The sequence below is a fragment of the Bacillus sp. NTK074B genome, from assembly GCF_017303375.1.
Lineage (GTDB): Bacteria > Bacillota > Bacilli > Bacillales > Bacillaceae_B > Rossellomorea.
The window spans coordinates 1-263 of record NZ_JAFKOH010000131.1 but is presented as its reverse complement, the minus strand read 5'-3'; the positions used below and the strand labels follow the sequence as shown (position 1 = coordinate 263).

Genomic DNA, 263 nt, shown 5'->3' with positions numbered 1-263 from the left:
AGGGGTGTCGTATGCGACCGCCTCGGCCACATAGCGATCTTCCAGCGGCTGGAATGTGCTCTGATAGCGTTCGCGGTCTTCAAGCGCCCAACCCGTCGTCGTGTCGGACAGCTCCTGCATCCACGCGAGGTACTGTTCGCCCAGCTCCGCGGATTTGAGAGCCGCTTCGCCGATCAAGGGGTCAGCTTTTGGTGCGGACTTGCCCATCATCGGGCTCCTTTTTCGTGGGCAGCCATGGGCAGCGGTTGGGAGTGACAGAGAAA

At 61.2% G+C, this 263-nt stretch carries 1 protein-coding gene; it reads right to left on the bottom strand.

Features of this window, described 5'->3' with window-relative positions:
* On the bottom strand, positions 1–207 hold a 207-nt coding region (locus JI667_RS21705; protein ID WP_206858547.1), incomplete at its 3' end, for a hypothetical protein.
* Positions 208–263: the final 56 nt, after the last annotated feature.